Here is a 24,526-nt window from a genome sequence, read left to right on the forward strand (position 1 = left end):
TTTCCTCACGAGATAGCCGCCACCGGTTGCGCGGTGGCAACCAGCAAACGCTTGATTTCCGGTACGCAGGAACCGCACTGCGTGCCGCAGCCCAGTTCCTTTTTCAGGCCCTGCAAATCCAGGCCGCGCTCGATACCCGCGCAAACCGCGCGCTGGCTGACATTCATGCAGTTGCACAGGGTTTTCCCGCCACCCACGGTGGCACCGGTGTTGCCTGGCGGCGCGCTCAGGGGAGCTAGCAGCCAGCGCCGTAGTTGCTCGTCGGCGCGACCTTCCAGCCAGAGGTTCTGCAGCCAGTGCCGGGCCAGGGTTTCACCCGCCAGGCGAATGGCAGTGATGCGTCCGTTTTCGATCCGCACCCGCTTGCCGATGGCGCGGCGTGGGTCGTCATAGGCCAAGACTGGCCCTTCGATAAGGCCGAGTTGCTCGTCAATCGCTTGTAGCAGTTGCGGTTCGGGGGCGACGGCACTGGCGGCGCGAATCAGCAACGCGGGACGTTCGCGACCGGTCAGGCTAAGGCTGACGTAGGAAAACGCCTCACACAGCGGACGCAACGTCTCCAAATGCTGTTGAACATCGCCTTCGATCAGGGCGAAAAGCTGCCAGGGCAGGTTCACCGGTTCCAGGCGCACGCCGCTGTGTTTGAGTTCCGGCTGTTTGGACAGTGGGTCGAAAGCCGGCTGGGTCAGGGTGTTCACCCCTCCCTTGAGGAACCGATCGCCCCAGTGCATGGGCAGGAACGCCTGGCCGGGGCGCACGCTTTCGTCGCTGTCGACGGCGACGATCAGGCTGCCGCGACGGCTCTTGAGACTGACCAGGTCACCGGTTTGCAGGCGATGGCGGACCAAATCGTCGGGATGCAGGCTGAGCACCGCTTCGTTCACATGGCCAAACAACTGCGCAGCGGTTCCCGTGCGGCTCATGCCGTGCCATTGATCTCGCAGGCGACCCGTATTCAGTGTCAAGGGATAGCGCGCGTCACGCAGTTCCTTGGCGGCGCGATAAGGGTCGGCGACAAATCGGGCACGGCCGCTTTCGGTAGGAAAAATCCCATCCACGTACAAACGGGCGGTGCCGACCGTGGCGCCTTCGCGAAAAGGCCATTGCTGGGGGCCAAGCTGATCGATCAGCGCATGGCTGATACCGGACAGATCCAAGTCACGACCACGGGTCAATTGCTTGTATTCATCGAACAACTGGGCCGGCGTGTCGAAGGCGAACAAGCTCGATTGCCCCGGGCGCAGGCGTTTCTCCAGGCGTTGTGCGAAATCCACTGTGATGGCCCAGTCCGGTCGTGCCTCACCCGGTGCGTTGATTGCCCGGCGCACGTGGGAAATGCGCCGCTCGGAGTTGGTTACCGAGCCTTCTTTTTCGCCCCAACTGGCCGCGGGCAGCAGCAGGTCGGCAAAGGCGGCGGTCTCGGTGGTGCGAAAGGCTTCCTGCAACACCACGAACGGGCAGGCTTGCAGGGCCTCGCGCACGGCGGCCTGGTCCGGCATCGATTGGGCGGGGTTGGTGCAGGCGATCCACACTGCCTTGATCTTGCCGCTGCGCACCTGTTCGAACAGTTCAATGGCGCTGAGGCCAGGGGCTGCCGGTAACGCATCGACGCCCCAGTAATCGGCCACTTCAGCGCGATGTTCCGGGTTGGCGGCTTCGCGATGGCCCGGCAGCAGGTTCGACAGGCTGCCGGTTTCGCGCCCGCCCATGGCGTTGGGCTGGCCGGTCAATGAGAACGGTCCAGCGCCCGGCCGGCCGATTTGGCCGGTGGCCAGGTGCAGATTGATCAGCGCGCTGTTTTTCGCGCTGCCGGCGGTGGACTGGTTCAGGCCCATGCACCACAACGACAGGAAACTGGGCGATGTGCCGACCCATTCGGCGCATTGGTGCAGCTGCTCGACGCTGATGCCGCAAAGCTGGGCAACCATGGCGGGCGTGTAGTCGCGCACCAGATTCTTCAGATCCGCAAGCCCTTCGGTGTGGGTCTTGATGAAACTGCGATCGATCCAGTCTTCCCACAGCAGTAAGTGCAAAATCCCATGGAGCAGCGCGACATCGGTGCCCGGCAGGATCGCCAGGTGCAGGTCCGCCAGGTCGCAGGTGTCGGTGCGCCGGGGGTCGATGACGATGATTTTCATCTCGGGCCGGCGGGATTTTGCTTCTTCGAGGCGACGAAACAGGATCGGATGGGCGTAGGCCATGTTGCTGCCGACGATCATCACACAATCGCTCAGCTCCAGGTCTTCATAGCTGCAAGGCGGGGCGTCGGCGCCGAGGCTGCGCTTGTAGCCCACCACGGCGGAGGACATGCACAGCCGCGAGTTACTGTCGATGTTGTTGGTGCCCACCAGGGCCCGGGCGAGTTTATTGAAGGCGTAGTAGTCCTCGGTCAGCAGTTGGCCGGAGATGTAGAACGCCACGCTGTCGGGGCCATGTTCGGCAATCGTCTCGGCGAAAATAGTGGCGGCATGGTCCAGGGCGCTGTCCCAGTCGGTGCGGGCCCGAGCCAGGCCTTTGCCCAGGCGCAGCTCGGGGTAAAGCGCGCGTGCGGCGAGGTCGCCGGTCAGGTGCAGGGTCGAGCCCTTGCTGCACAATTTGCCGAAGTTGGCCGGGTGGCTGGGATCGCCGCTGACGCCGAAGATGCGCTCGCCGTCATGCTCGATCAACACGCCGCAACCGACCCCGCAGTAGCAGCAGGTCGTGGCTGTGGTCTGGCGGCTCATGAGCTTGCTTCCCGCAGGGCCAGCATCACGCGGCCGTTCTCGACTCGGGCCGAGTGGTGATGGGCGCAACCCACGTCCGGGGCTTGGGCCAGGCCGGTTTCCAGGTCGATCTGCCAGTTATGCAGTGGGCAGGCCACGCGCTTGCCGTAGATCAGGCCCTGGGACAATGGACCGCCCTTGTGCGGGCAGCGGTCGTCGAGTGCGAAAACTTCATCGTCGCTGGTACGAAAAATCGCGATATCGCCCTTCGGTCCCTGGATGATTCGAGAACCCAGGGCGTTGATCTCTTCCAGTGCGCAGATATCCAGCCAGTTCATGCCGGCACCTCCAGGTGCTTCACGGGAATGACTTCAAATTCTTTCTTCAGCTGGGGTTGCTCCAGGCGCTGTTTCCAAGGGTCTTGTTCCAGCGACAGGGAAAACTTCAGCCGCTCATGGAGCGCTTTGCGCCGCTCCGGGTCTTCCAGCACGGCTTTCTTGATGTGCTCCATGCCGACCCGCTGCATGTAGTGCACGGTGCGTTCGAGGTAGAAGGCTTCTTCCCGGTACAACTGCAGGAAGGCGCCGTTGTATTCGCGCACTTCTTCGGCGGTCTTGAGCTTGACGAAGAACTCGGCGACTTCGGTCTTGATCCCGCCGTTGCCGCCGATGTACATCTCCCAGCCGGAATCGACGCCGATGATGCCAACGTCCTTGATGCCCGCTTCCGAGCAGTTGCGGGGGCAACCGGAGACGGCCAGCTTCACTTTGTGCGGGGACCACATGTTGAACAGGTCGTGCTCCAGCTCGATCCCCAACTGAGTGGAGTTCTGCGTGCCGAAGCGGCAGAACTCGCTGCCCACGCAGGTCTTCACGGTGCGGATGGATTTGCCGTAGGCGTGGCCGGAGGGCATGTCGAGGTCTTTCCAGACGCCGGGCAGGTCTTGCTTCTTGATCCCCAACAGGTCGATGCGCTGGCCGCCGGTGACCTTGACCATCGGCACGTTGTACTTGTCCGCCACGTCGGCAATGCGCCGCAGCTCGGAAGGGTTGGTCACGCCGCCCCACATCCGCGGGACCACCGAGTAAGTGCCGTCTTTCTGGATGTTGGCATGGGCGCGTTCGTTGATCAGGCGCGACTGCGGATCATCCTGGGCTTCACCGGGCCAGGTGGAAATCAGGTAGTAGTTCAGGGCGGGGCGGCAGGTAGCGCAGCCGTTCGGGGTGCGCCAGTTCAGGTAGCTCATGGCCCCGGCGATGGTCAGCAGATGCTGGTCGCGGATCGCCTGGCGGATCTGGCCGTGGTTGAGGTCGCTGCAGCCGCAGATGGCTTTTTCGCTTTTCGGCTTGACGTCCGCTGCGCCGCCCACGGTGTTGATCAGGATCTGCTCCACCAGGCCGGCGCAGGAGCCGCAGGAACTGGCGGCCTTGGTGTGTTTTTTCACGTCATCGACGCTGAACAGCCCGTGTTCCTGGATCGCCTTGACGATGGTGCCCTTGCACACGCCGTTGCAGCCGCAGACTTCTGCGGTGTCGGCCATGCTCATGGCTTTGTCCTGGCCCTGGTGTCCTACATCACCCAGTGCGTTTTCCCCGAACATGAGGTGATCGCGGATCTCGCTGATGGCGTGATTCTCACGAATCTGGCGGAAATACCATCCGCCGTCCGCCGTATCGCCGTACAGACAGGCCCCGACCAGCACGTCATCCTTGATCACCAGTTTTTTATAGACGCCGCCAATCGGGTCGGAAAGGGTGATGGTCTCGGTGCCTTCGCCGCCCATGAAGTCGCCGGCGGAGAACAGGTCGATGCCGGTGACTTTCAACTTGGTCGAAGTAACCGAGCCTTTGTAGGTGGCGAAGCCCAGTTGCGCGAGGTGGTTGGCGCAGACCTTGGCCTGTTCGAACAACGGCGCCACCAGGCCGTAGGCGGTGCCGCGATGGCTGGCGCATTCGCCGATGGCATAGATGCGTGGGTCGTAGGTTTGCATGGTGTCGTTGACCAGGATCCCGCGATTGCACGGGATGCCGGATTTTTCCGCCAGTTCGGTATTGGGGCGGATACCGGCGGCCATCACCACCAGGTCGGCAGGGATGATGTCGCCGTTCTTGAACTGGACCGAGCCGACCCGGCCATTGCCGGCGTCGTGCAGGGCCTGGGTCTGTTCGCAGAGGCGGAATTTCAGGCCACGGCTTTCCAGCGCGGTTTGCAGCAGTTGACCGCTGGTCTTGTCCAGCTGCCGTTCCAAAAGCCATTCGCCGATGTGTACGACGGTCACGTCCATGCCGCGAAGCTTCAAGCCGTTGGCGGCTTCCAGGCCCAACAGGCCGCCACCGATGACCACCGCGTGTTTATGGGTTTTCGCGGTGTCGATCATCGCCTGGGTGTCGGCGATGTCGCGGTAGCCGATCACGCCATCGAGGGTGTTGCCGGGGATCGGCAAGATGAACGGCGTGGAGCCGGTGGCGATGAGCAGGCGGTCGTATTCGGCTTCGCTGCCGTCCTCGGCGATGACCCGGCGCTTGACCCGGTCGATTTCCACCACCTTGCGGTTGAGCAACAGCTTGATGTTGTTGTCCAGGTACCAGCTCAGGTCGTTGAGCACGATTTCTTCGAAGGTCTGCTCGCCGGCCAGCACCGGCGAGAGCAGGATGCGGTTGTAGTTGGTGTGGGGCTCGGCGCCGAACACCGTGATGTCGTACAGCTCGTTGCTCAGCTTGAGCAGTTCTTCGAGGGTTCGAACCCCGGCCATGCCGTTGCCGATCATTACCAGTTTGAGTTTTTTCATCAGGGTTCTCCGCAAGCTCAGGCCTGTTCATCACGGCGGTCAGGCTGGCTCGGCAATTTTTTCGAAAACAAAAAAGGCGTCCCGCTAGCAAGCTAGCGAGGACGCCTTTGTCCTGGTCCCGTTCTCTCGGGAAGCACCGCCTTCATCGTTGGAGGCGTTGCTATATGTATGGTGAGAGAGGTTATGCAGTGGTTGTGCCAAGTGCTCTTGGGGCGCGGATTTATTGGCTGAGCTGCAGGTTGGAGGCGTTGAAGGGGGATTTATTGCACCGAATGAAAGCGTGTTGCCCGGTAATGGAGCGTCAGGCTGGGGATAGGTATAGGCAGGCACGCCGTCTTCGCGAGCAACTGGGTCTAGCTATGAAAGACTAGAAACAGCATCACCAGATTTATCACCAACGACACCAATGCCAATGTCCGCCAGACCTTCAGCGGCTCGCGTTCCAGCAACGGCCGGGGCCTTACGCTCAGGCTACGGCGCTCGCCTTGTTCCAGCAGCAACAGCCATTCCTCGGCGGTTTCAAAACGCTGGTCCGGATCCGCCGCGATCGCGCGTTCCAGGCTTTGCCCGAGCCATTCGGCCAGGTCCGGTCGATAGCGGCTGGCATTGACCGGCACGCCGAAGCGCGGTCGCTGGAAGGCTTCGATCTCGCCGTAGGGATAATGTCCGGTCAGCAAGAAATACAAGGTTACGCCGACGGCATACAAATCCTGTTGTACCGTGGGGGCGGTGCCGCCGAAGGCTTCCGGGGCAATGTAGCTGGGCGTGCCGGGCAACACGTTGGCCTGGTCCTCGGACAAGCCCGGGCAATACGCCAGGCCGAAATCCAGCAAGCGCAATTCGCCATCGTCGCCCAGGTGCAGGTTTTCCGGCTTGATGTCGCGGTGGTAGATCTGCCGTCGATGCAGCAGGCCCACCGCTCGCACCAGGCGTTGGGCCAGGTCCTGCCATTGGGCCAGGGGCAGCGGCCCGCCCTGGTTGAACAGCTCGGCCAGGGTCGCCCCCGGGTATTCGCGCATCACGTAGTACAAATGCTGGCGCTGTGGAACACCATGCACTTCGGGAAATTGCCTGCCCGCGACCCGCTTGAGAAACCATTCCTCCGAGAGCAGCGCTTGCCCGGCGCGGGTGTCGTCCCGTAGCTGCACGGGCAGGGTTTTCAGTAGCCAGGGCTGGCCTTGGCCGTCACGTACTCGATAGAGCAACGATTGCTGGCTTTGGCCCAGTGGACCTTCGATCTGCCAGCCTTCGAACGTCTGGCCGGCCTTCAGCGCAGGGGGCAAAGGCCACTGCTGCAATTGGATCAGTGCGTCGCCGATGCTGGCTTCGCCCACCGCATCGACCCGCACCAGCAGCGCGCTGGCGTTGTCCTGGCTACCGGCCAGGTGCGCGGCGTTGACCAGCGTCTGCGCGGCGAGGTCCAGGTCCGGTTGGTCGCGAAGGATGCCGGCGATGGCTGTGTCCCCCAGGACCGCCCAGACACCGTCACTGAGCAACACGAAGGTTTCGTCTTCGCGCAGTTCGCCGTCGAGGAAGTCGAGCACCAGATGCTGATCCAGCCCCAGGGCGCGCTTGAGCACATGTTGCATGCCTTGCTGCTCCCAGACGTGATCCTCACTGACGCGTTGCAGGTGATCGGCGTGCCAGCGGTAGACCCGGCAATCGCCGACGTGGGCCAGCGTAAAACGCCGGCCCCGCAGTACAAGGGCGCTGACGGTGGTAAGCAGCGGTTGCCCGCCACCGTTGGCTTGCAGCCAGCGGTTCTGCGCGGACAATAGTCGGTCGAGCGCCTGGGCCACGCCCCAGGTTTGCGGCGTGGCGTAGTAGTCCAGCGCCAATGCCTGCAAAGTCGAACGGGCGGCCAGCCCGCCATCGGCGCATTGGCTCACGCCGTCGGCGATGGCGAACAGGTAACCCTTGCTGGCGGCCAGGGCCGGGGCGGGGGTGACCAGGCGCAGGGCGTCCTGGTTTTCCTCCCGTGGGCCGATGGCGCTGGCTTCGGCGAAACTCAATTGCAGGCTCATGGTTGCTGTTATACCCGGGCGGCGGTGACAGCGGCCGAACCCCAAGTGGTCCTCCAGCGACGCTTGACGCCGTGCAGGCCGAACCAGGCCAGCACACCGAGGCTGGCGAACAACCACAGCGCCAGTTGATAGCTGCCGGTGCTCTGCTTGATCGCGCCCATGCCCGCCGCAAGGGCGAAACCGCCAATGCCGCCGGCCATGCCGATCAGCCCGGTCATCACACCGATTTCGCGACGGAAGCGTTGTGGCACCAGTTGGAACACCGCGCCGTTGCCCGCCCCCAAACCGAGCATGGTGCAGACAAACAATGCCAGTGCCGCGTAGGAGCTCGGCAGGTTGAAGCCCACTGCGGCGATGCAGACGGCCGCCACGGTGTACATGCCGAGCAAGGTGCGGATGCCGCCGAAACGGTCCGCCAGGGCGCCGCCCAGTGGGCGCATCAGGCTGCCACCGAAGACGCAGGCGGCGGTGTAGTAGCCGGCGGTGACCGGGCTCAGGCCATATTGGTCGTTGAAGTAGCCGGGCAGGGCACTGGCCAGGCCAATGAAACCGCCGAAGGTCACGCTGTAGAAGAACATGAACCACCAGCTGTCACGGTCGCCCAGGGCCTTGAGGTAGTCGGCCATGGATTTGGCCTTGGGGCGCTCGGGGGCGTTCTTGGCCAACCAGGCGAAGAGCACCAGGGTCAGCACCAGCGGGATCAGCGCGAAGCCGAACACGTTGCTCCAGCCGAAGGCCACGGCCATCACCGGGGCGATCAACGCCGCGAGCACGGTGCCCGAGTTACCGGCGCCAGCGATGCCCATGGCCTTGCCCTGGTGTTGCGGCGGATACCACTGGGAGGCCAGCGGCAGGGCCACGGCGAATGAAGCGCCGGCTACGCCGAGGAACAGGCCCAGCAGCAGCGCTTGTTCGTAACTGTGGATGCCCAGTTTCCAGGCGCAGAACAGCGCACCGATGACGATCACCTGGCCCACCATGCCGGCGGTCTTTGGCGAGATCCGGTCGGCCAGCAGGCCCATGAACAAACGCAGTACGGCGCCGGCCAGGATCGGCGTCGCCACCATCAGGCCGCGTTGCTGGGTTGTCAGGTGCAGGTCGGCGGAGATCTGCACCGCCAGGGGGCCGAGCAGGTACCAGACCATGAAACTCAGGTCGAAGTAGAGGAAGGCCGCGAACAGTGTCGGGGTGTGGCCGGATTTCCAGAAGCTTGAATTCATCGCGCACCTCAGCTGTAAAAGTCTCGAGAAATGAGTCAGTGCTTTGAGCAGTGCGCCGCCTGTGGTCGCACCACCGGTCCCGCAGGACCAAAACAAAAAAACGCCGCAACCCGGATCGCCAGAGAGGCGAGGAGGGTGTGCGACGTCTTTGTCGTAGGTGGGGCAACCGCCGTTGGTTACCTGTGGGATTGCTTAAGCGAGATCTGTGCCAACCTGCGAGATCGGGGGAGGCCATTCGCAAGCAGGCCCGGTGCTACAAGCTTTCAGCCGAGCAGCTCATTCATCGCGATGATCTGCTCCGCCACCTGGATCAGCTTCTGCTGGCGGCTCATCGCCTGGCGGCGCATCAGGGTGTAGGCCTGTTCCTCGTTGCATTCCTTCATCTTCATCAGCATGCCCTTGGCCAGTTCGATGCGCTTGCGTTCGGCCAGTTGCTGGTCCCGGGCCAGGAGCTGGGCACGCAACGCCTGGTCGCTCTCGAAACGGGCCATGGCCACGTCGAGGATCGGCTGCAGGCGCGCGGCGTGGATGCCTTCGACGATATAGGCGCTGACCCCCGACTTGATGGCCTGGCGCATCACATCCGGGTCGTGCTCGTCGGTAAACATGACGATCGGTCGTGGCTGGTCGCGACTGACCAGCACCACTTGCTCCATCACATCGCGTCCGGGTGACTCGGTATCGATCAGGATCACGTCCGGACGCACTGTTTCGACGCGCGCCGGCAGGTCGATGGTCAGGCCGGATTCGTCGATTACTTCGAAGCCGGCTTCAATCAGGGCGGCCTTCAGGCGGCCGACTTTTTTCGCGGTGTCGTTGATCAGCAGGATACGCAGCATGGTCGTGGCTCCTGTCAGCGGCTGGCGAGAAGGGGAGCCGCATCGCTCAAGGCGTGCAGTTTGAAGCTGCGGGCGTACCCGGCCGGATCCGAGCCGTCCCAAATGGTGCCGTCGATCAGCTGGCTGCTGCGCATGTCCTGGCTTGGGGATGCTATGCCCAGCGCCGTGGCGGCTTCCCGGTACAGGTCGAGCTGCTGGACCTGGCGGGCGACGGCCAGGTAGTCCGGGTCTTCGCGCAACAGGCCCCAGCGGCGGAACTGGGTCATGAACCACACGCCGTCGGACAAGTATGGCAGGTTCACCTCGCCGCCCCCGTGGAAACGCATGGCATGGGGATCCTGCCAACTGTTGCCCAAGCCGTCGGCATAGATGCCCAGCAGGCGCGGCTCGATGCAGTCCAGCGGGGCGTCGAGGTATTCGGGCGCACTCAGCAGTTGTGCGGTGCTGCGACGGTTCTCCTCGCTTTGTTCGATGAAGCGGCTGGCTTCGAGGATCGCCATCACCAAGGCCCGGGCGGTGTTGGGGTATTGCTCGACGAACGCCCGGGTACACCCGAGGACTTTTTCCGGATGATCGGGCCAGATGGTCTGGGTGGTCGCCAGGGTAAAGCCGAGGTTCTGTTTCACCGCGCTGGCGCACCACGGTTCGCCCACGCAGAAGCCGTCGATGCGCCCGGCTTGCAGGTGCGCGACCATTTGCGGCGGCGGCACCACGACGCTGTCGACATCCGAGAGAGGATGGATGCCCTGGGCGGCGAGCCAGTAATAGAGCCACATGGCATGGGTGCCGGTGGGAAAAGTCTGGGCAAAGGTCAGTTTCGGGCGAGTTTGGTGCACGTGCCGTTCCAGTGCCTCAGGACTGGTCACGCCTTGGGCCTGGAGGCCGTGGGAAAGGTTGATGCTCTGGCCGTTCTGATTCAGCCCCATCAGCACTGCCATGTCGGTGGCTGCAACGCCACCGATGCCCAGGTGCACGGCATAGACCAGGCCGTACAGGCTGTGGGCTGCGTCGATTTCGCCGCTGACCAGCTTGTCCCGCAGGTTGGCCCAGGACGCCTGGCGCTTGAGGTTCAACGTCAGGCCGTAAGGTTGCGCGAAGCCCTGGGTGGCGGCCACCACCACCGGGGCGCAGTCGCTCAAGGCCATGAAGCCAAGGTTGATCGCGCTTTTTTCCGGGGCATCGCTGCCATTGACCCAGGCCAGGGGCGTGGCTGGAATTTCATTCATCGCTATCACCTTCCACATGAAAAAGCGCCGTGTCCTGGCCAGGGAGGCCGGACGCCGACGCCGTTGTCCTTTGAAACAGTGCGCCACACATTCCGTCGTTGGCATGGGGCGCTGATGACCAAAAAGGTGCAAGGCATATGCCAGCGCTGCGCTTTTGTGCGAGCGCCTCGCTTGCGACGCCGTTGCGCGGCTATAATCGCCGCCTCATTTCGTCGCCCGAGTCAAAGCCGCCCATGTACACCCTGGCCCGTGAACTGCTGTTCAAACTCTCCCCGGAAACCTCCCACGACCTGTCACTGGACTTGATCGGCGCGGGCGGGCGCTTGGGCCTCAACGGTCTGCTGTGCAAGGCTCCGGCGAAACTGCCGGTGACGGTCATGGGCCTGGAGTTTCCCAACCCGGTCGGGTTGGCGGCGGGCCTGGACAAGAACGGCGCGGCCATCGACGGCTTTGCGCAGTTGGGTTTCGGCTTCGTGGAGATCGGCACCGTCACACCGCGTCCGCAGCCGGGCAACCCCAAGCCACGACTGTTCCGCCTGCCCCAGGCCGAGGCGATCATCAATCGCATGGGCTTCAACAACCTGGGCGTCGATCACTTGCTGACCCGTGTCGCGGCGGCCAAGTACAAGGGCGTGCTGGGCATCAACATCGGCAAGAATTTCGACACCCCGGTGGAGCGCGCCGTCGACGATTACCTGATCTGCCTGGACAAGGTCTATGCCCACGCCAGCTACGTCACCGTCAACGTCAGCTCGCCCAACACCCCGGGACTGCGCAGCCTGCAGTTCGGTGACTCGCTCAAGCAATTGCTGGCCGACCTGGCCCGGCGCCGTGCGGAACTGGCGGTCATCCATGGCAGGCATGTGCCGCTGGCGATCAAGATCGCCCCGGACATGAGCGATGAGGAGACCGTCCAGGTGGCCCAGGCCCTGATCGAGACCGGCATGGACGCGGTGATCGCCACCAACACCACGCTGGGTCGCCAAGGTGTCGAAGGGCTGGAGCATGGTGACGAGGCGGGCGGGTTGTCCGGCGCCCCGGTGCGTGAAAAGAGCACCCACACCGTGAAAGTCCTGGCGGGTGAACTGGCGGGACGCTTGCCGATCATTGCGGCAGGCGGGATTACCGAAGGCCGGCACGCCGCCGAGAAGATTACCGCCGGGGCGAGCCTGGTGCAGGTTTACTCGGGTTTCATCTACAAGGGGCCGGCACTGATTCGTGAGTCGGTGGATGCGATTGCGGCGTTGGGCTGAGCTCGGAAGACTAGCGGGTCGCCACGACGATATTTGCAGGTCAAATCCAGGAAACCCAGGTATTAAAAAGGGCTCCTGAAGGAGCCCCCTGGGCCGTAGCCCGCCGTCCGGATGGGACGTGCGTGGTTAAATCGATGCAAGTGTCAGATTGTCGAGTTCTCGAGTAGTAAGCCCTGTGTCAGCCGACGGCGTGAAGTTCGTTGAGTCTATGGATACCCGCAGTGCCGGTCATACCGTCCCAATTGTCGCCGCGTCCTTCCCGCCAGCCATTGATCCAGGCTTGGCGTACCGACGGTAGAGTAAAGGGGCAAAGCTCACGGGATTTACCACCAACGCCATATTGGTAACCGCGTAAAAATGCTCTTTCCAACGGATCACGCTTAAGTCTTCTCATAGGGTGTTGCCCTCACTTGTTGACTGTTGCTTAGCGTCGACCTCAATCGAGGTCGGGGCAGAATCATTCTGCCGTTGGCGGCTCGTTGCCGGCGTGACGAGCCAAGGTGTTGACGCCGTTGCGACGTCAACCTGTGGTGAGTTCTAACCAAAGCGTCACAGGGATGGAATGATCGTTTTGTCATAAGCACGTAACAATAAAGATGTTAGTGCGATAAGTAACCAGGTGTTCGGCACCCGCTTTCGGGCAAGACCCCTGTATGATCAGCCCTGCGCTGAAAGGCGGTTGCCCGTATCGAACGAGAATGTCCCCCCTTTGCACTCGGGTATTATTCGACGAAAGGGACGACTTTTCACAATTTGTTGCACAGAATTTTTTATCTGTACACGCATCTAAGCTCTTTGAACCTGAGCGGCGAGTACGGAACGGCACACTTTCGTGCCACGCGGGTGCTCTTGAGAAAAGCACCTGATTGAACCCGGCCCGGCAATGCGTTGCCCGGTCCACTTAGCCAAAGGCTCTGGAAATCCCATGTCCGACCGTTTCGAACTCTTCCTCACCTGCCCCAAAGGTCTCGAAGGCCTGCTTCTCGAGGAAGCCGTAGGGCTTGGCCTTGAAGAGGCGCGCGAGCACACCTCGGCGGTGCGCGGTAGCGCCGACATGGAGACGGCCTACCGGCTCTGCCTGTGGTCGCGCCTGGCGAACCGCGTGCTGCTGGTGCTCAAGCGCTTCCCGATGAAGGACGCTGAGGATCTTTATCACGGCGTATTGGATGTCGATTGGCAAGACCACATGCTCGCCGATGGCACCCTGGCGGTTGAGTTCAGTGGCCACGGCTCGGGCATCGACAACACGCATTTCGGCGCCCTGAAGGTCAAGGACGCCATCGTCGACAAATTGCGCACGCCGTCGGGTGAACGTCCTTCCATCGATAAGCTCAACCCGGACCTGCGCATCCACCTGCGCCTGGACCGTGGCGAAGCGATCCTCTCCCTGGACCTCTCGGGCCACAGCTTGCACCAGCGTGGCTATCGCCTGCAGCAAGGCGCGGCACCGCTGAAGGAAAACCTCGCTGCCGCGATCCTGATCCGCGCCGGCTGGCCGCGCATTGCCGCCGAAGGCGGGGCGCTGGCTGACCCGATGTGCGGTGTCGGCACGTTCCTGGTGGAAGCCGGGATGATTGCCGCCGACATGGCGCCGAACCTGCGTCGCCAGCAATGGGGCTTTACCGCGTGGCTCGGCCATGTGCCGGCGTTGTGGAAGAAACTCCACGAAGAGGCCAGTGAACGCGCCGCCGCCGGGCTGGCCAAGCCGCCGTTGTGGATTCGTGGCTACGAGGCCGACCCGCGGCTGATCCAGCCGGGTCGCAACAACGTCGAGCGCGCCGGCCTGAGCGAGTGGATCAAGATCTATCAGGGCGAAGTCGCGACCTTCGAGCCGCGCCCGGACCAGAACCAGAAGGGCCTGGTGATCTGCAACCCGCCGTACGGCGAGCGCCTGGGCGATGAGGCCAGCCTGCTGTATCTCTACCAGAACCTTGGCGAGCGCCTGCGCCAGGCCTGCTTGAACTGGGAGGCGGCGGTGTTCACCGGCGCGCCAGACCTGGGCAAGCGCATGGGCATTCGCAGCCACAAGCAATATTCGTTCTGGAACGGCGCCTTGCCTTGCAAGCTGCTGTTGATCAAAGTGCTGCCGGATCAGTTTGTCACCGGCGAGCGCCGCACTGCGGAGCAACGCCAGGCCGAGCGTGAGCAATCGGCCTACGAGCAGGCCCCGGATGTCCCGCAAGAACGCCAGTACAACAAGAACGGCAACCCCATCAAGCCAGCGCCGGCGCCGGCTCCCGTGGTCGAGCAGGCGCGCCTGAGCGAAGGTGGGCAGATGTTTGCCAACCGCCTGCAGAAAAACCTCAAGCAATTGAGCAAATGGGCCAAGCGTGAGGGCGTGGAGTGCTATCGCGTCTACGATGCCGACATGCCGGAATACTCGATGGCCATCGACCTGTATCACGACTGGGTCCATGTTCAGGAATACGCCGCGCCCAAATCCATCGATCCGGAAAAGGCCTCGGCCCGGTTGTTCGACGCCCTGGCGGCGATTCCCCAGGCCTTGAATATCGACAAGAGCCGCGTTGTCATCAAGCGTCGCGAGCGCCAGAGCGGCACCAAGCAATACGAGCGCCAGAGCGCCCAGGGCAAGTTCACCGAGGTCAACGAAGGCGGCGTGAAGCTGCTGGTCAACCTCACGGATTACCTGGACACCGGCTTGTTCCTCGACCACCGGCCGATGCGCTTGCGGATCCAGAAGGAGGCGGCCGGCAAGCGTTTCCTCAACCTGTTCTGCTACACCGCGACCGCCAGCGTCCACGCTGCCAAGGGCGGTGCCCGCAGCACCACCAGCGTCGACCTGTCGAAAACCTACCTGGACTGGGCACGGCGCAACCTGTCGCTCAATGGTTTTTCCGACAAGAACCGCCTGGAGCAAGGCGACGTCATGGCCTGGCTTGAAGCCAGTCGCGACGAGTACGACTTGATCTTCATCGACCCGCCGACCTTCTCCAACTCCAAGCGCATGGAAGGGGTGTTCGACGTGCAGCGCGACCACGTGCAATTACTCGACCTGGCCATGGCGCGCCTGGCGCCGGGCGGCGTGCTGTATTTCTCCAACAACTTCCGCAAGTTCCAACTCGAAGAGAACCTGGCCGAGCGCTACGCGGTGGAGGAAATCACCGCCAAGACCATCGACCCGGATTTCGCCCGCAACGGCAAGATCCACCGCGCCTGGAAAATCATGGCGCGCTGAGCAGGCATTGGATCCATGTGAGCCTTGAAATTCAAGGCTCCTGGCATTCCTGGGGCTGGCTAAAGTGATGGCAGATAGCTATAACTTAGGCTGTGGCCGGGGCTGTACCTACGCCTGGTCCTTTTCTGAGTTATGTGTATGGCATTACATCAGGTGCGCCCCAGGATCCTGGGCTTTATCAGCGAAGATGTTTCGGCATGGCTAGTGGCGTGGTTGGTTCTGGTGGCGGGCCTGCTGCTGACCGGTTTGTTAGCCTGGGGCACGTTGAAACAATTCAACCAGCAATTGCGTCAGCGCTTTGAATTGTTGGCCGAAGAACGCTATACCCGCCTCGAAGAGCGTTTCCAGGACCAAGAGCAACGTCTTGACAGTCTGAGGCGCTTTTTCGCCAACTCCGCTGGGGTTTCCAGCTACGAATTCCATGGCTACACCGAAGCGTTGCTGCGGCGTACCTGGGCTTTCGCTTGGGCGCCTCGGGTGCTGAAAGGGGAGCGCCAGGCATTTGAAAAACGGGCACAGGCCGAAGTGTCCGGCACCTTTACCGTGCGTGAACCGGACGAGGCTGGGAACCTGCGCGTGGCCGAGGAACGGGACGAATATGTTCCGGTGCTGTACGTCCAGAGCCAGCCATCCTTTAGCGCGCCGCTGGGCCTGGATTTGCTTTCGCACCCTATGCGCCGCGCCACACTTGAACGGGCCCGTCAGCATAACGCCTTGGTGGTTTCCGAGCCCATAGACCTGATTGGAGGCGATCCGGCCCTTTCCCGTGGAGTCATGCTGGCAGCGCCTGTTTTCAAGCAATCAGCCGGCGAGCCGTTCGGTTACGTGGTGGCGGCGATCAGCATGCGCCAGTTGGTCGCCGATGGCCTGCCGGAGGTTGACGATGACAACCTGTCGATGCGCGTGCTTGATTCCGCCCACGAGCTCCCTTGGGAACTCCTGTTCGAAACCTCGAACCGGCCGGGCGAAAGCGACTTGTCGGCGGTACGGATGGTGCGCCTAGCCGATCATGACTTCCGCATAGAGTTGCGGCCCAGTCTTGCATTCCTGTCGAGCAGTCATTCCAGCGTGATCAGCCTCACGGTACTGGGAGGCTTGATCAGCGTGTTGCTCAGCGCCTTGCTTTATATGCTGGTCAGTCAACGGCAACGTGCCTTGGCATTGGTGGAGCAGCGAACCCGGGAACTGCGCGCCAGGGAATCGGAACTGCGCGGCACCCATGGCCAATTGAAAGGCGTGCTGGACGCCGCGACACAGGTTGCGATCATCGCCACCGACCTGCGCGGTGTGATAACCACCTTCAATGCCGGCGCCGAACAGATGCTCGGCTACCGCAGCTGCGATGTCCTGCAAAGCATGACCCTGGAGAGCCTCCATGTTCCCCGCGAATTGCAGTACCGTGCCGCACAGCTGGCGGCCCGCTTTGGCAAACCGATCCCCACGTGCCATGCGATGTTGCTCGAGGGTGGCGAGCACGGTGGACAGCAGGCCCGCGAGTGGACCCTGGTGCGCCGCGACGGCAGCCACCTGACGGTCAACATGTTGGCCGCGCCGGTACTCGATGACCAGGGCTTATGGGTCGGGCACCTGGCGATCTGCATCGACATCACCGAGCGCAAGCGCGTCCACGAGGCGCTGGCGGCAAGGGATCTTTTGTTGAAGAAACTCAGCGCCCATGTGCCTGGTGGCATCTACCAGTTCAAGATGGATTTCAATGGCGGCTTCAGTGTGATCTACGCCAGCGATGGCATCCGCGACATCTATGAACTGGAGCCGGATGTGCTGGTGCGGCACGCTGAAGCGATTTTCTCGCGTATCCATCCATTGGACAGTGCACGCGTGCGCGCTTCGATTCGCACGTCGGCCGATACCTTGAGCCCTTGGCGAGAAGAATATCGCGTGCAACTGCCGCATCGCGGCCTGCGTTGGGTGCGAGGCGAGGCGACACCTGAACAGTTGCCGGGCGGCGGTGTGTTGTGGCACGGCTATATTTCGGATATTTCCGACCTCAAGCGCGTCGAGGAAGAGTTGCGGGCGCTGTCGGTCACCGACGCCTTGACCGGGATTCGCAACCGGCGCTACTTCCAGGAACGCCTTACGTCGGAAATGACCCGGGTCGAGCGCGGCTCCGGGGACCTGACGGTGATCATGCTCGATATTGATCATTTCAAGCGCATCAACGACCAGCACGGCCATGCGGTGGGGGATCGGGTATTGCAGGCGGTCTGCCAGCGGATCACCCAGCGATTGCGCCGCACCGATGTGTTCTGCCGGTTGGGTGGGGAGGAGTTCGTGGTGCTGTGTCCGAATACGGATAGCGAAAGTGCCTACACGCTGGCGTTGGGGTTGTGGGACGGCCTTCGAAGCGCGCCGATCGATGACGTCGGCGTCATCACCGCGAGTTTCGGCGTCGCCAGTTGGCGCGCCGGCGAAGGTGCCGATGCGTTGTTGCTGCGGGCTGACGCCGGGGTGTATGCGGCGAAGCAGGCTGGAAGGGATCGGGTGGAGGTGCAGGCGGGGTAGCAAGCAGCCTGGGATATGCAACCTGGCTGTGGGAGCGAGCAAGCCCGCTCCCACACCAGCCTCTGCGATCAGAGCAGCGAAGCCGCCTGCGGCAGTTTCGGCTGGCGATACAGATCCAGCAGCACTTGATCCAGCACAGAGGAAGCGCCCCATGGCTTCGGATCGTTGAGGATCGCCACCACCGCCCAGGTATTGCCGTTGATGTCGCGGCTGTAGCCGGCGATGGCGCGCACGGTATTCAACGTGCCGGTCTTGATGTGGGCTTCGCCGGCCATGGCGGTGGTCTTCAGGCGTTTGCGCATGGTGCCGTCGGTGCCGGCGATGGGCATCGAACTGACAAACTCCGCCGCGTACGGGCTGCGCCATGCCGCTTGCAGCATCGCTGCCATTTCCCGGGCGCTGACCCGTTCCGCGCGGGACAGGCCCGAGCCATTCTCCATCACCAGGTGCGGCGCCGTGATGCCTTTCTTGGCCAGCCATTGGCGCACAACACGTTGCGCAGCCTTGGCGTCGTCACCGTCGGCCTCGTTGCGAAACTCCGCGCCCAGGCTCAGGAACAGTTGCTGGGCCATGGTGTTGTTACTGTATTTGTTGATGTCGCGGATGATCTCCGCCAGGTCCGGCGAGAATGCCCGGGCCAGCAGCTTGGCGCTCTTCGGCGTCGCGGCCAGGCGGTCGTTGCCCTGGATGCTGCCGCCCAGCTCCTTCCAGATCGCCCGCACGGCACCCGCGGTGTAAGTGGCGTGATCGAGCAGCGACAGGTAGGTCTGGGAGCTGCAACCTTCACCCAGTTGGCCGCTGACGGTGACGGTCATGCTGCCATCGGCCTGGGCTACGGGGTTGTAGCGAACGCCGCCGGCACATTGCTTGCCATTGACGGCCTTGACCACGTTTTCGATGCGAATGCTGGCAATCGGCGGTTCCACCGACACCAGCACCCGGCCGCCGTCATTGCGGGCCACGAAGCGCAAGGCCTTGAGGTTGACCAGCAGCGAGTCCGGCTTGACCAGGAAGGGTTTGTTCTCGTCATTGCCGTCATCGTTGAACTCGGGCAATTGCGGCTGGATGAAAAAGCTGCGATCGAGCACCAGGTCGCCCGTCACCTGTTGCACACCGTTGGCCCGCAAGTCGCGCATCAACAGCCAGAGCTTTTCCATGTTCAGCTTGGGATCGCCGCCGCCCTTGAGGTACAGGTTGCCATTGAGGATCCCGCCATTGAGGGTTCCGTCGGTGTAGAACTCGGTTTTCCACTGATGGTTCGGCCCGAGCATTTCCAGGGCTGCATAGGTTGTTACCAGTTTCATGGTGGACGCTGGGTTCACCGAGACATCGGCGTTGTACAGCGTCGGCATGCCCGGGCCGTTGAGCGGAACCATTACCAGGGAGAGAGCGTTGTCTTGCAGTTTGCTGTTCTTCAGCGCTTTTTGCACATTGGGCGACAGGGCGGTGTTGATGGTGGCGGCGCTGGTGGAAGCAGGAAGGGCCAAGGGAAGAAGAAGGCTGGCCAGGAGTAGTGGACGCAAAGATTTGATCATGTGAAGTAAAACCCTGCAGGCGAGGGGGAAAAAGACGAGGACATGAAAATGAACGTCCTCAACGGTCATGAATGTTCGGCATTATGCCCCAAGGCGCAACGGCTTGTGCCGTGCCCAAGCCCGCCGAAGCGGTATTTTTTTACCGGCGGTAGGGGTAGATGCCCGATCAGTCGGGCAATCGACGCACCAAACTGGTAAAGTGCCGGCCGTTATTACTTATGAGGATTGTTTCAATGGCGACTAACCGTTCCCAGCGTCTGCGCAAAAAGCTGTGCGTGGATGAATTTCAAGAGCTGGGTTTCGAACTGAACCTGGATTTCAAAGAAGATCTGGCCGATGAGGCTATTGACGCTTTCCTCGACGCTTTCCTGAAAGAAGCCATGGAAGCCAACGGCCTGGGTTATGTCGGCGGTGACGACTACGGTCTGGTTTGCCTGCAGAAGCGTGGCTCGGTCACCGAAGAGCAGCGCGCTGCCGTAGAAGCCTGGCTCAAGGCCCGTCCTGAGCTGACCAGCGTTGAAGTCAGCCCGCTGCTGGACGTGTGGTATCCGGAAAAGCCGATCAATCCGAAGGCTTGATGGTGTAGAAAAAAAACCGGCGACCTTTACGGGTGCCGGTTTTTTTGTGCCTGCCATTTATAGGGGCATGCCAGGCCGCGAAGCTTTATAAGTTGTCAGGCGCTACGCCAGTTCAGGATCAGCAGCGTCAATACCCCCGCGACAATTCCCCAGAATGCCGAACCAATGGAAAACAGCGTCAGCCCCGACGCCGTGACCATGAAGGTGATCAGCGCCGCTTCCCGTTCCTTCACTTCGTTCATGGCGATGCTCAGGCCATTGATGATCGACCCGAACAGTGCCAGCGCCGCAATCGACAGCACCAGTTCCTTCGGCAATGCCGCGAACAACGCCGCCAGCGTCGCGCCGAACACCCCGGCGATCCCGTAGAAAATCCCGCACCAGACCGCCGCCGTGTAGCGCTTGTTGCGATCTTCGTGGGCGTGGGGCCCGGTGCAGATGGCCGCGCTGATGGCCGCCAGATTAATGCCATGCGAGCCGAACGGCGCCAGCAACAACGAAGCGATGCCGGTGCTGGTGATCAACGGCGAGGCCGGCACGTTGTAGCCATCGGCGCGCAGTACCGCGATGCCGGGCATGTTTTGCGAAGTCATTGCCACCACGAACAGCGGGACGCCGATGCTGATGGTGGCTGCCAGGGAAAAGTGCGGCGTGGTCCAGACCGGCGTCGCGACTTCCAGGGCGAAACCGCTGAAATCCAGGAGCCCAAGCAGGCCCGACAGCGCCGTGCCGACCAGCAGCGCCGCCAGCACGGCATAACGCGGCGACAGGCGCTTGATGATCAGGTAGGTAAAAAACATCCCCAGCACCAGGCCGGTGCGATGCTGGGCGGCGACGAAGATCTCGCTGCCGATCTTGAACAGGATACCCGCCAGCAGCGCCGCCGCGAGCGAGGCTGGAATACGCTTGACCAAGCGCTCGAAGCTACCGGTCAGGCCGCAGATCGTGACCAGGATGGCGCATGTGATATACGCACCGATCGCCTCGCCATAACTCACGCCGCCGAGGCTGGTAATCAGCAACGCCGCGCCGGGTGTCGACCAGGCGATGGTGATGGGCGTGCGGTAGCGCAGCGACAGGCCGATGGAGCACACCGCCATGCCGATGGAAATGGCCCAGATCCATGAGGAAATCTGGCCGCTGGTCAGGCCCGCCGCTTGCCCGGCCTGGAACATCAGCACCAGGGAGCTGGTGTAGCCGGTCATCATGGCGATGAAGCCGGCGACAATGGCCGAGGGCGATGTATCGGCCAATGGACGAAGTGGCGCGGTCGTGACTTCGGTCATGGTGGGCGGTGATCCTTGTTGTAGATTGTCTGGACTTGGGCGAGCCGTTGCTTGTGCGGGGGGATTGCTGCGCAATCCTGCGGTAGCAAGCTCCTTCGCCACAAAACCGAGGTTCAAGCCTAAACTCAACCTCATCATCGGTTGCAATACAGCCGTGTCCGCAAATAGCCGTACAGTCGTGTTGCCATCAGAGGTTGTGTACAATCGACGTGTTTTTTACGCGATACTTGCCAGCGACCCGCTGTGCCGTATTACAGTCACGGTTAAATCGCCGCAGTTCTCCCGACTCGAGTGCCCATGAACGAACAGTTGCAGCCCCTCAAGAAACAACCGCGAGCAGGCAAAGCCGGCCGCAGCGGAACCCAGGACGACATTGTCTATGCGCACATTTTCGAGGCCATCCTCGAACAGCGCCTGGCGCCCGGTACCAAATTGAGCGAAGAGGCACTTGGGGAGATTTTCGGGGTCAGCCGCACCATCATTCGCCGTGCACTGTCACGCCTGGCCCATGAAGGCGTGGTGCTGCTGCGGCCCAATCGTGGTGCAGTGGTGGCAAGCCCTAGCGTCGAGGAAGCTCGCCAGGTGTTCTTCGCCCGGCGCTTGGTGGAGAAGGCGATCACGGAGTTGGCGGTCCAGCACGCCACTGCCGAGCAGCTCGCCGAGTTGAGGCAGATGGTCAGCGACGAGCGCGACAGTTTTTCCCGTGGCGACCGTGGCGCTGGCATCCGGTTGTCGGGCGAATTCCACCTCAAGCTGGCCGAAGCGGCGAAAAATGCCCCGCTGATCAGTTTCCAGCGCAGCCTGGTGTCCCAGACCTCATTGATCATTGCGCAGTACGAAAGCGGCAACCGCTCGCACTGCTCCTATGACGAACACACCCAATTGATCGACGCCATCGAGGCCCGCGACGCGGCCTTGGCAGTGAACCTGATGATGCACCACATGGACCACATCGACAGCAAGCTCAACCTCGACGAAGAAAGCGCGTCGGATGACTTGCATGCGGTGTTCTCGCATTTGTTGCAGAGCAAGAAGCCGGGGCGTACGCCTGCCAAGCTCTGATCGAGTTGATTCAGTCGTACCGAGCTGCGCCCTTCGCGAGCAGGCTCGCTAGCCTGCTCGCGAATACTATTCCACTGGCGCTGATATCTAGCGCTGGTGCACCAGCCTTCCAGCCGCATACGTCTGCGCCACCGCCCGGTCATCCCCCAGCGTCATCAACACGAACAGCCGCTCGGCAATGTCCTTGGCCTGCTTGAGGCGATAGCTCAACAGCGGCGTCGCGTTGTAGTCCAGCACCAGGAAATCCGCGTCCGTCCCCGGCTGCAACGTCCCGATCTTGTCCTCCAGGCGCAGAGCGCGGGCGCCGCCGAGGGTGGCCAGGTACAGCGATTTGAACGGGCTCAGCCGCGCCCCCTGCAATTGCATCACCTTGTAGGCTTCGTTCAGGGTGTGCAGCAGCGAAAAACTGGTGCCGCCACCGACATCGGTGCCCAATCCCACATTCACCTTGTGCTTCTCGGCCATCGGCAGGTTGAACAGGCCGCTGCCGAGGAAAAAGTTCGAGGTCGGGCAGAAGGCGATGGCCGAACCGGTTTGTGCCAGGCGTGCGCATTCGTCGTCACACAGGTGCACGCCGTGGGCGAACACCGAGCGCTCGCCGAGCAGTTGGTAGTGATCGTAGACGTCCAGGTAACCCTTGCGCTCGGGAAACAGCTCCTTGACCCACTGCACTTCCTGCAGGTTTTCACTGATGTGGGTCTGCATGTACAAGTCCGGGTATTCACCCAGTAATTGGCCGGCCAGGGTCAGTTGTTCCGGGGTGCTGGTGGGGGCGAAGCGCGGCGTCACGGCGTAGTGCAGGCGACCCTTGCCGTGCCAGCGTTCGATCAGCGCCTTGCTTTCGGTGTAGCTGGATTCGGCGGTGTCGACGAGGTAGTCGGGGGCGTTGCGATCCATCATCACTTTGCCGGCGATCATGCGCAGGTCGAGCTTCTCGGCCACTTCAAAAAACGCGTTCACCGATTGCGGGTGCACGCTGCCGAACACCAGGGCTGTGGTCGTGCCATTGCGCAGTAGTTCCTTGACGAAAATATCCGCCACCGCCTTGGCGTGGCCTTCATCGGCGAACTGACTTTCGCAGGGAAAGGTGTAGGTGTTGAGCCAATCCAGCAGTTGTTCGCCATAGGCGCCCACCATCCCGGTTTGTGGCAGGTGGATGTGCGTGTCGATCAGGCCGGGAGTGATCAGTGCGTTCGGGTAATGGGCGACTTCGATGTCCGCCGCCAAGGTCGGCAGCAGGTCGCTGGCGTAGCCGATGGCGCTGATCCGGCCGTTTTCCACCACCAGCAGGCCGTCCTCGAAATACTCATGGGACGCCTCGATACCGACCTCGGCCGGGTCGGCGAGACTGTGGAGCAGGGCGGCGCGGTAGGCTTTGCGTGTCAGGGGCATGGTCTGTCTCGATAAAAGATTTAACGCTGGCTGCGGCGTGAAGCCGGCAGCAACTTGGCGATGGGTTCGGCGCGCGAGGTGTGCTGGCCGAAATCCGCGTTATAGGTGGCGATGATTTCGCCGGCGATGGAGATGGCGATTTCCACAGGCAGCTTGCCTTTGACTTCGCCGATGCCCATCGGGCAACGCATGCGTTGCAGGGTGCCGCTGTCGAAACCGCGATCACGCAGGCGGTGTTCGAACTTGACCCGCTTGGTCTTCGAGCCGATGAGGCCGAAGTAGGCAAAGTCGTTGCGCTTGAGAATTGCAGCGCTCAGCTCCAGGTCGAGCTGATGGTTATGGGTCATGACGATGCAGTAGCTGCCGGCGGGCAAATCGTCGACTTCATCCAGCGGCTCTTCGGTGACGATCTTACGCACGCCGTGGGGCAGCTGTTCGGGGAATTCGGCTTCCCGCGAGTCGATCCAGCGCACCTTGCAGGGCAGGCTCGCCAGCAACGGCACCAGGGCGCGACCGACATGGCCGGCGCCGAACACGGCGATCTGCGCCTGGACCTGGCCCATGGGTTCGAACAGCAACACGGTGACGCCACCGCAGCACTGGCCCAGGCTGGCGCCGAGGCTGAAGCGCTCCAGATGCGTGTCCTGCCGGCCACAGGCAAGCATGTTCCGGGCGATTTCCATCGCCTTGTATTCCAGGTGCCCGCCACCGATGGTGTCGAATGTCTGGCTGGCGCTGATGACCATTTTCGAGCCGGCGTTGCGCGGCGTAGAGCCGAGCTCTTCGATGATCGTCACCAGCACGCAGGGTTCACCGCGGGTTTGCAGGTCGGCGAGGGCGCTGATCCAGTTGTACATGTTCACCTCGACATCTCTGTTGTCTGTTCGGCCGCCTTGCTCGCG

General features: G+C 62.3%; 17 protein-coding genes. 5 read left to right on the forward strand and 12 right to left on the reverse strand.

Features of this window, described 5'->3' with window-relative positions; all coding sequences use genetic code 11:
• Positions 1–5 precede the first annotated feature (5 nt).
• The 7 genes from JZ00_RS09760 to JZ00_RS09790 form a co-directional block, all read right to left on the reverse strand.
• Positions 6–2,723 carry a nitrate reductase gene (locus JZ00_RS09760; protein ID WP_039589021.1) on the reverse strand — a complete coding sequence of 906 codons (2,718 nt, stop codon included), beginning with the start codon at positions 2,721–2,723 and terminating at the stop codon, positions 6–8.
• Complete coding sequence (nirD, locus tag JZ00_RS09765) at positions 2,720–3,040, reverse strand: nitrite reductase small subunit NirD (protein WP_039589022.1); 321 nt, start codon at positions 3,038–3,040, stop codon at positions 2,720–2,722. The genes JZ00_RS09760 and nirD overlap by 4 nt, the downstream gene beginning before the upstream one ends.
• A complete protein-coding gene (gene nirB, locus JZ00_RS09770) occupies positions 3,037–5,490 on the reverse strand; it encodes a nitrite reductase large subunit NirB (protein WP_039589023.1) in 2,454 nt (817 codons plus the stop codon). Before nirB ends, nirD begins: the two co-directional genes overlap by 4 nt.
• Before the next feature lie 353 nt (positions 5,491–5,843).
• A complete protein-coding gene (locus JZ00_RS09775) occupies positions 5,844–7,514 on the reverse strand; it encodes a bifunctional protein-serine/threonine kinase/phosphatase (protein WP_039589024.1) in 1,671 nt (556 codons plus the stop codon).
• A gap of 8 nt (positions 7,515–7,522) precedes the next feature.
• Positions 7,523–8,734, reverse strand: a complete 1,212-nt coding sequence (locus JZ00_RS09780; protein ID WP_039589025.1) for a nitrate/nitrite transporter — start codon at positions 8,732–8,734, stop codon at positions 7,523–7,525.
• 263 nt (positions 8,735–8,997) lie between these two features.
• Positions 8,998–9,573 (reverse strand): ANTAR domain-containing response regulator, encoded by a 576-nt coding sequence (locus JZ00_RS09785; RefSeq protein ID WP_025212689.1) that lies wholly within the window; start codon positions 9,571–9,573, stop codon positions 8,998–9,000.
• 14 nt (positions 9,574–9,587) lie between these two features.
• Positions 9,588–10,799 (reverse strand): CmpA/NrtA family ABC transporter substrate-binding protein, encoded by a 1,212-nt coding sequence (locus JZ00_RS09790; protein ID WP_039589026.1) that lies wholly within the window; start codon positions 10,797–10,799, stop codon positions 9,588–9,590.
• A 233-nt stretch (positions 10,800–11,032) separates the two neighbouring features.
• Between JZ00_RS09790 and JZ00_RS09795 the strand changes: the two genes are divergently transcribed.
• Positions 11,033–12,052, forward strand: coding sequence for a quinone-dependent dihydroorotate dehydrogenase (locus tag JZ00_RS09795; protein WP_039589400.1), 1,020 nt, complete (start codon positions 11,033–11,035; stop codon positions 12,050–12,052).
• A 178-nt stretch (positions 12,053–12,230) separates the two neighbouring features.
• Here JZ00_RS09795 and rmf read toward each other — a convergent pair whose 3' ends face one another.
• A complete protein-coding gene (gene rmf / locus JZ00_RS30095; RefSeq protein WP_003223300.1) occupies positions 12,231–12,446 on the reverse strand; it encodes a ribosome modulation factor in 216 nt (71 codons plus the stop codon).
• Positions 12,447–12,977: 531 nt separating this feature from the next.
• Here rmf and rlmKL point away from each other — a divergent pair.
• Together rlmKL and JZ00_RS09805 are read left to right on the forward strand one after the other, a co-directional pair.
• Positions 12,978–15,248: a bifunctional 23S rRNA (guanine(2069)-N(7))-methyltransferase RlmK/23S rRNA (guanine(2445)-N(2))-methyltransferase RlmL gene (gene rlmKL / locus JZ00_RS09800; RefSeq protein WP_039589027.1), complete on the forward strand. Its 2,271-nt coding sequence runs from the start codon at positions 12,978–12,980 to the stop codon at positions 15,246–15,248.
• A gap of 138 nt (positions 15,249–15,386) precedes the next feature.
• Entirely contained in the window at positions 15,387–17,771 is a 2,385-nt protein-coding gene (locus JZ00_RS09805) for a sensor domain-containing diguanylate cyclase (RefSeq protein ID WP_039589028.1), read from the forward strand.
• A 68-nt stretch (positions 17,772–17,839) separates the two neighbouring features.
• On the opposite strand, the gene dacB is transcribed toward JZ00_RS09805, so the two are convergent.
• Positions 17,840–19,306 (reverse strand): D-alanyl-D-alanine carboxypeptidase/D-alanyl-D-alanine endopeptidase, encoded by a 1,467-nt coding sequence (gene dacB / locus JZ00_RS09810; protein WP_039589029.1) that lies wholly within the window; start codon positions 19,304–19,306, stop codon positions 17,840–17,842.
• A 233-nt stretch (positions 19,307–19,539) separates the two neighbouring features.
• On the opposite strand from dacB, the gene JZ00_RS09815 reads away from it, so the two are divergent.
• A complete protein-coding gene (locus tag JZ00_RS09815; RefSeq protein ID WP_039589030.1) occupies positions 19,540–19,884 on the forward strand; it encodes a YggL family protein in 345 nt (114 codons plus the stop codon).
• A 95-nt stretch (positions 19,885–19,979) separates the two neighbouring features.
• Here JZ00_RS09815 and JZ00_RS09820 read toward each other — a convergent pair whose 3' ends face one another.
• Positions 19,980–21,170, reverse strand: coding sequence for a benzoate/H(+) symporter BenE family transporter (locus tag JZ00_RS09820; protein WP_039589031.1), 1,191 nt, complete (start codon positions 21,168–21,170; stop codon positions 19,980–19,982).
• A 297-nt stretch (positions 21,171–21,467) separates the two neighbouring features.
• Here JZ00_RS09820 and JZ00_RS09825 point away from each other — a divergent pair, with 297 nt between their 5' ends.
• Positions 21,468–22,232 (forward strand): GntR family transcriptional regulator, encoded by a 765-nt coding sequence (locus tag JZ00_RS09825; protein ID WP_039589032.1) that lies wholly within the window; start codon positions 21,468–21,470, stop codon positions 22,230–22,232.
• Positions 22,233–22,319: 87 nt separating this feature from the next.
• Here JZ00_RS09825 and guaD read toward each other — a convergent pair whose 3' ends face one another.
• Positions 22,320–23,624, reverse strand: coding sequence for a guanine deaminase (gene guaD / locus JZ00_RS09830; protein WP_039589033.1), 1,305 nt, complete (start codon positions 23,622–23,624; stop codon positions 22,320–22,322).
• A gap of 20 nt (positions 23,625–23,644) precedes the next feature.
• A complete protein-coding gene (gene xdhC / locus JZ00_RS09835; RefSeq protein ID WP_039589034.1) occupies positions 23,645–24,481 on the reverse strand; it encodes a xanthine dehydrogenase accessory protein XdhC in 837 nt (278 codons plus the stop codon).
• Positions 24,482–24,526 lie beyond the last annotated feature (45 nt).

The sequence above is a fragment of the Pseudomonas frederiksbergensis genome (assembly GCF_000802155.2).
Lineage (GTDB): Bacteria > Pseudomonadota > Gammaproteobacteria > Pseudomonadales > Pseudomonadaceae > Aquipseudomonas > Aquipseudomonas frederiksbergensis_A.

Bases quoted from the DNA above. Each gene is read 5' to 3' on its own strand.
- JZ00_RS09820 (WP_039589031.1), bottom strand. From the start codon at position 21,170: ATGACCGAAGTCACGACCGCGCCACTTCGTCCATTGGCCGATACATCG.
- rmf (WP_003223300.1), bottom strand. From the start codon at position 12,446: ATGAGAAGACTTAAGCGTGATCCGTTGGAAAGAGCATTTTTACGCGGT.
- JZ00_RS09775 (WP_039589024.1), bottom strand. From the start codon at position 7,514: ATGAGCCTGCAATTGAGTTTCGCCGAAGCCAGCGCCATCGGCCCACGG.
- JZ00_RS09815 (WP_039589030.1), top strand. From the start codon at position 19,540: ATGGCGACTAACCGTTCCCAGCGTCTGCGCAAAAAGCTGTGCGTGGAT.
- JZ00_RS09780 (WP_039589025.1), bottom strand. From the start codon at position 8,734: ATGAATTCAAGCTTCTGGAAATCCGGCCACACCCCGACACTGTTCGCG.
- dacB (WP_039589029.1), bottom strand. From the start codon at position 19,306: ATGATCAAATCTTTGCGTCCACTACTCCTGGCCAGCCTTCTTCTTCCC.
- JZ00_RS09790 (WP_039589026.1), bottom strand. From the start codon at position 10,799: ATGAATGAAATTCCAGCCACGCCCCTGGCCTGGGTCAATGGCAGCGAT.
- JZ00_RS09805 (WP_039589028.1), top strand. From the start codon at position 15,387: ATGGCATTACATCAGGTGCGCCCCAGGATCCTGGGCTTTATCAGCGAA.
- JZ00_RS09825 (WP_039589032.1), top strand. From the start codon at position 21,468: ATGAACGAACAGTTGCAGCCCCTCAAGAAACAACCGCGAGCAGGCAAA.
- rlmKL (WP_039589027.1), top strand. From the start codon at position 12,978: ATGTCCGACCGTTTCGAACTCTTCCTCACCTGCCCCAAAGGTCTCGAA.
- nirD (WP_039589022.1), bottom strand. From the start codon at position 3,040: ATGAACTGGCTGGATATCTGCGCACTGGAAGAGATCAACGCCCTGGGT.
- JZ00_RS09795 (WP_039589400.1), top strand. From the start codon at position 11,033: ATGTACACCCTGGCCCGTGAACTGCTGTTCAAACTCTCCCCGGAAACC.
- guaD (WP_039589033.1), bottom strand. From the start codon at position 23,624: ATGCCCCTGACACGCAAAGCCTACCGCGCCGCCCTGCTCCACAGTCTC.
- xdhC (WP_039589034.1), bottom strand. From the start codon at position 24,481: ATGTACAACTGGATCAGCGCCCTCGCCGACCTGCAAACCCGCGGTGAA.
- JZ00_RS09760 (WP_039589021.1), bottom strand. From the start codon at position 2,723: ATGAGCCGCCAGACCACAGCCACGACCTGCTGCTACTGCGGGGTCGGT.
- nirB (WP_039589023.1), bottom strand. From the start codon at position 5,490: ATGAAAAAACTCAAACTGGTAATGATCGGCAACGGCATGGCCGGGGTT.
- JZ00_RS09785 (WP_025212689.1), bottom strand. From the start codon at position 9,573: ATGCTGCGTATCCTGCTGATCAACGACACCGCGAAAAAAGTCGGCCGC.